Source organism: Mesorhizobium sp. M7A.F.Ca.CA.003.01.2.1 (assembly GCF_003998945.1).
GTDB lineage: Bacteria > Pseudomonadota > Alphaproteobacteria > Rhizobiales > Rhizobiaceae > Mesorhizobium > Mesorhizobium ciceri.
Genome location: NZ_RZRA01000356.1, coordinates 1 through 5131, shown reverse-complemented (window position 1 = coordinate 5131; position 5131 = coordinate 1). Strand labels below are relative to the sequence as shown.

General features: G+C 64.8%; 6 protein-coding genes and 1 pseudogene. 4 read left to right on the top strand and 3 right to left on the bottom strand.

What is annotated here, in order from left to right:
* Window positions 1-43: 43 nt before the first annotated feature.
* A pseudogene (locus tag EN969_RS36635) lies at window positions 44-139 on the top strand (DNA gyrase modulator); the annotation flags it as partial.
* A gap of 250 nt (window positions 140-389) precedes the next feature.
* A complete protein-coding gene (locus EN969_RS15930; protein ID WP_013532348.1) occupies window positions 390-806 on the top strand; it encodes a VOC family protein in 417 nt (138 codons plus the stop codon).
* Between the two features lie 23 nt (window positions 807-829).
* Here EN969_RS15930 and EN969_RS15925 read toward each other — a convergent pair whose 3' ends face one another.
* Complete coding sequence (locus EN969_RS15925; protein ID WP_082826431.1) at window positions 830-2080, bottom strand: FAD-dependent oxidoreductase; 1251 nt, start codon at window positions 2078-2080, stop codon at window positions 830-832.
* A gap of 112 nt (window positions 2081-2192) precedes the next feature.
* Window positions 2193-3233: an EF-P lysine aminoacylase EpmA gene (gene epmA / locus EN969_RS15920; RefSeq protein ID WP_063167725.1), complete on the bottom strand. Its 1041-nt coding sequence runs from the start codon at window positions 3231-3233 to the stop codon at window positions 2193-2195.
* 117 nt (window positions 3234-3350) lie between these two features.
* Here epmA and efp point away from each other — a divergent pair, with 117 nt between their 5' ends.
* Window positions 3351-3920: an elongation factor P gene (efp, locus tag EN969_RS15915; RefSeq protein ID WP_013532351.1), complete on the top strand. Its 570-nt coding sequence runs from the start codon at window positions 3351-3353 to the stop codon at window positions 3918-3920.
* Between the two features lie 179 nt (window positions 3921-4099).
* The gene (locus tag EN969_RS15910; RefSeq protein ID WP_063167724.1) at window positions 4100-4642 is read left to right on the top strand and encodes a dihydrofolate reductase family protein; all 543 of its coding nucleotides are present in this window, start codon (window positions 4100-4102) and stop codon (window positions 4640-4642) included.
* A gap of 39 nt (window positions 4643-4681) precedes the next feature.
* On the opposite strand, the gene EN969_RS15905 is transcribed toward EN969_RS15910, so the two are convergent.
* Window positions 4682-5131, bottom strand: a 450-nt coding sequence (locus EN969_RS15905; RefSeq protein WP_164758284.1) for a patatin-like phospholipase family protein, incomplete at its 5' end; no start/stop codon positions are given.

Genomic DNA, 5131 nt, shown 5'->3' with positions numbered 1-5131 from the left:
CCGGTGCCCTCGCCGGCGATAACGCTGGCCGAGACACTCGCCACGCGGCCGCTCGACCGGTGTGTCGGTGCGTCTCGGCAAGGTCGAGGCTACCGAAGCTTCCGAAAGCGAGGATGTGGCGCTGCGCGTTTTCGTCGGCGGCATCGGCGCCGGCCTTTTTGGCAGCCTCGACCAGGGCCGCGACGCGGTCGGTCAATTTTGCTGCGTCTGATATGTCGGTCATGCCTGAAATCCTGCTGGTGCGGCCGGTGTGCGGCCGTTGCCCACCCATCTATTGTTCCGGTCCGGCTTGTGCAATGGCATAGGCTTCAATCAAAATGCAGGGCGGACGGTTCAAACCGCGAACCCTGTGACGCAAAATCGGTTCGCAGCCTGCACGGAGCATTTCGATGACGCCTTTCCATCTCGCCTTCCCGGTCCGTGATCTCGATGAAACCCGCGTTTTCTATGGCGAGGTGCTGGGCTGCGCGATCGGCCGCTCGTCAGCGACCTGGGTCGACTTCGACCTCTACGGTCACCAGATGTCGGCGCATCTGCGGCCGCAGGCCGCACAGGCCCCCAGCGACGGCAAGGTCGACGGCATTGTCGTGCCGATCCCGCATTTCGGCGCGGTGCTCTTGATGGACGACTGGCAGCGCCTGGCGACACGGCTGGAGGCGCGCGACGACATCGACTGGCTGGAACGGCCGATGGTCCGCTTCAAGGGCGAGCCCGGCGAACAGGCAACGCTGTTCATCCGCGACCCCTCGGGCAATGCCTTGGAATTCAAGGGCTTTCGCTCGCTGGAGCAGGTTTTCGCGCACTAGCTCAGATCGAGGGCATCCATCGATCAACGGCCGAAACGGCCCGCCGCGAAAGGTGCGAGCCGAGCCGGATCGCCGCGTCCGCCGATCAAGTCGGCGACCAGCCGCGCGGTGATCGGAGCCAGCGTCAGGCCGAGATGGCCGTGCCCGAAAGCATGAATTACGCGGGAGCTGCCGCGCGAAGCGCCGATGACCGGCCTGGAATCCGGCAGGGACGGCCGGAAGCCGAGCCATTGCGAGGCAGGCGAGCCGAGCCTGGGAAAAATTTGCCTGGCGCCACGGTCAAGCAGCGCCAGCCGGCGCGGATTTGGCGGCGCGACCAGGCCGCCGAGTTCGACGGTGCCGGCGACCCGCAAGCGGCCAGCCATCGGCGTCAGGTAGAAACCAAGATCGACGGGACAGACAGGTCGGTTGAGCAGCGGCGCGTCGGTCTGGAATTCCAGATGATAGCCGCGCTCGGTCTCGAGCGGAATCCTGTCGCCGGCCTGCGCGGCCAGTGCGCGCGACCGTGCACCGGCGGCGATCACCACCGTGCCAGCCTTGATGCGAACGCCGGGTCCGCTGAGCTGCACACCGTCAGCCTCGACCTGCAGCCCGGTGATCTCTGCCTGCTTCACCGATGCACCACGGGCACTCACCGCGCCCAGCAACCGCCGCATCACCATTGCCGGATCGGTGACATTGATCGAGTCGGGAAAATACACGCCATGCGCTGCTGTCGCCGGCAGGCCCGGCTCAAGCGCCGCCACCTCTTCGGGAGTCAGGACCTCTTGGTGGATGCCAAACCCAGCGCGCATTGCCCGGCCGCCGGCGCCAGCGGCAAAATCGCTCAAGCGGCGATAGAGGTAAAGACAGCCATTGCGGCGCATCTGGTCCTCCAGCCCGGCCTCCCCGACCATGTCTTCCCAGGCTGGAAGGGCGTCGGCCAGCAGTCCGGCGAGCGCCAGTGCATTGGCCCGGGTGGCCGCCGGCAGCGATTGCCGCATGAACCGAACGAGCCATGGCGCCAGCTGCAGCAGCGCCGGCCAGCGCAGCGAAAACGGGCTGTCGGGATCAAGCAGCAGCTTTGGCAATGCCCGCAGCACCGCAGGAGTGCCGACCGGCATGCAGGCATATTCGGCGATCGTTCCGGCATTGCCGAACGACGCGCCGGAGCCCGGCTCGTTCGGATCGATGAGCAGGACTTCGCGGCCGTCCGCGACAAGGCGAAGTGCCGTCGCCAGCCCGACAACTCCGGCGCCGACAATGGCGATTTCGACCGTTTCAGAAGCAGCCACTGTAGATCTTCCCGATTGACCTTGAAATCCAGTACCGATCATGTGGTCTCTTGGTTCGGGGTCACGGTCCAGTCTTGATCCCTGGAATCGAATAGGCCAGATCTTTCCGCCCTCAGGCGACAGGCGTCCAGATCACGTCCTCGATTTTTTGCGCGCCGGTCGCCAGCATCGCCAGCCGGTCGAAGCCGAGTGCGATGCCGCTGGCCGGCGGCATGATGGCAAGGGCTGAGAGAAAATCCTCGTCCAGCGGATAGCGCTCGCCATAGACGCGCTGCTTCTCGTCCATCTCGATAACAAAGCGCCGGCGCTGCTCGTCGGCGTCGGTCAGTTCGCCAAAGCCGTTGGCGAGTTCGACGCCGCAGCAATAGAGCTCGAAACGCTCGGCGACGCGCGGGTCGCGCTGGCTCGGCCGCGCCAGTGCCGCCTCGGCGACGGGATATTCGCACAGGATGGTCGCGCGGCCCTGCCCGAGCAACGGCTCGATTTTTTCCACCATCACCCGGCTGAACAGATCGGCCCAGCTGTCGTCGGGCGCGGTGCGCAGGCCGGCATAGGTCAAGGCGGCGTGCAGCGCGTCGCGGTCGGTGCTGCCGTCGGCGGCGACCGTGGCCAGCAGGTCGATGCCGGCATAGTGGGCGAAAGCGTCCGCCACCGTCAGTCGTTCCGGCTCGGCAAACGGATCGCAGTCGCGGCCCCGGAAAGAGAAAAGAGTCGCCCCTGTCCTTGTCGCGGCCAGCGCCAGAAAGGCCGCACAATCCAGCATCAGGCTCTCATAGGCCTCGCCCACCCTGTACCATTCGAGCATGGTGAATTCGGGATGATGCAAGGGGCCGCGCTCGCGGTTGCGATAGACCGGACCGAAGCTGAAAATCCTGGTTTCACCGGCGGCGAGCAGCTTCTTGCAGGCGAATTCCGGCGAGGTGTGGAGATAGAGTGGCGCCCTTGCACCGTCCGGCCCGACCGCTTCCGTGGCGAAAGCCGCCAGATGCGCCTCATTGCCGGGCGAGACCTGCAGCGCCGCCGTTTGCACCTCGACGAAATCATGGGCGGCGAACCAGTCGCGCAGGCCGGCGGCGATGCCATTGCGCAGCATCAGCCGCGGGCGGCGGTCGGCGTGAACGTCAGGCGTCCACCAGGGCGAAGCTTCGGTCATGCGGCTCGGAACATGGTGGAAGGGGGCTGGCGGCGGCGGCCAAGATGCGGTAGGCCCCCATCCAGCGCCGCACTAGCCGGCAAACGCCAGTCAACTCTTCTTGCAGGATTTAAAACCGTGGTGAAAGTCATCGCCAGTTCGCTCCGCAAAGGCAATGTCGTCGACAAGGACGGCAAGCTTTATGTGATCCTCTTTGCCGAAAACATCCACCCAGGCAAGGGCACGCCGGTAACGCAGCTCGACATGCGCCGCATCGGCGACGGGGTGAAGGTTTCGGAACGCTACCGCACCACCGAGCAGGTCGAGCGCGCCTATGTCGAAGAGCGCGAGCACACCTTCCTCTACCGCGACGGCGAAGGCTTTCACTTCATGAACCCGGAAACCTACGACCAGGTGGCGGTGTCGGAAGCCGTGGTCGGCGACATGGCACCTTACCTGCTGGAAGGCATGGCCGTGCAGGTGTCGCAGTTCAACGGCATTGCCATTTCCCTGGTGCTGCCGCAGCGCGCCACCTTCGAAGTGGTGGAAACCGAGCCGACGACCAAGGGACAGACGGCCTCGTCGTCCTACAAGCCGGCCGTGCTGTCCAACGGCGTGCGCACCCTGGTGCCCCCCCACATCGCGCCGGGCACCCGCGTGGTGGTGATGACGGCGGATGGGGCTTATGTGGAGCGGGCGAAGGACTGAAGACGAGCGGTGGGGTTACGGGTTTACCGGCCAGCCCTGCGTTTCACCAGGGCTCACCCTTGTCCTCTTCCGCTGTCTCCCCTTGAACGCGGCGCCTCCGCCCGCACAGTGATATTTTTCACGAAGCGTGTCGCAATGACCCTGCGCGGTCCGTCCTTTGAGCGAAGAAGGAGAACGCCATGCGAAAACTTATCGTCACCGAATTCATCAGCGTCGATGGCATTGCCGAGGTCGAGAAGCTGCCAAGCATGACTTGGAACGACGAGATGAACAGGTTCAAGGAGGACGAGCTTGCCGACACCGGCGCCATGCTTTTGGGGCGCACGACCTATGAGATCTTTGCCGGCTCCTGGCCGACGGAAACCGGAGATTTTGCCGAACGGTTCAACGCGCTGCCGAAATATGTCGCGTCGAACAGCCTGAAGGCGCTCGACTGGAAGCCTGCCGAATTGCTGAAGGGACCGCTGCCGGAAGCGGTCAGGACGCTGAAGCAAGGCAGCGGCGGCAACATCTATGTGCATGGCAGCCTCAGCGTCGCGCAGGAATTGCTGCGCCATGGCCTGGTCGACCGCGTCAGGCTGCTCAGTTATCCCGGCACCGTCGGCCAAGGCAAGCCGCTGTTCCCAGGCGGCGAACCGGTGTCGCTCGAACTGATTTCGGCCACGCCGTTCAGCAACGGCGTTGTGGCGCTGGAGTATGCGCCGGTGGCGGCTAAGTCGTAATCGGTTGGAGCCTTTCAGATCGAATGGGGAGATGCATCCTCACCCGACCTGCTTGCCCCGTCTCCCCTTGATGGCGGCGCTATTCCTCGCCTCCACCGCCTTCTCCACCTGCCGCTTCAGTTCGTCCTTGATATCCACCGTCTCGTTCATCAGCGCGTCGATCTTCAGGAAATCGAGGACCCGGTATCTCGACACTGCCGGGCGGACCAGGATGTCGGGGCGGCATTGCTTCAGCTTGTTGGCGATGATCGACTGCATCATCAATTGCGTGGCGCCGAACATCAGGTCGACGGAGGTCGGCTGTTTGCGGTCGGCCTCTTCCGGCGCGCCGACGACGTCGACGCCGATGATGATGTCGGCGTCGTTCTCGATCAGGTCGAACGGCACGGGGTTGTAGATGCCGCCGTCGATCAGCAGCCTGCCGTCGCGCATCACCGGACGGAACACGGCAGGGATGGCCGCTGACGCCGCCAGCGCGGAGTGCAGGTC

Bases quoted from the DNA above. Each gene is read 5' to 3' on its own strand.
- EN969_RS15930 (WP_013532348.1), top strand. From the start codon at position 390: ATGACGCCTTTCCATCTCGCCTTCCCGGTCCGTGATCTCGATGAAACC.
- EN969_RS15910 (WP_063167724.1), top strand. From the start codon at position 4,100: ATGCGAAAACTTATCGTCACCGAATTCATCAGCGTCGATGGCATTGCC.
- epmA (WP_063167725.1), bottom strand. From the start codon at position 3,233: ATGACCGAAGCTTCGCCCTGGTGGACGCCTGACGTTCACGCCGACCGC.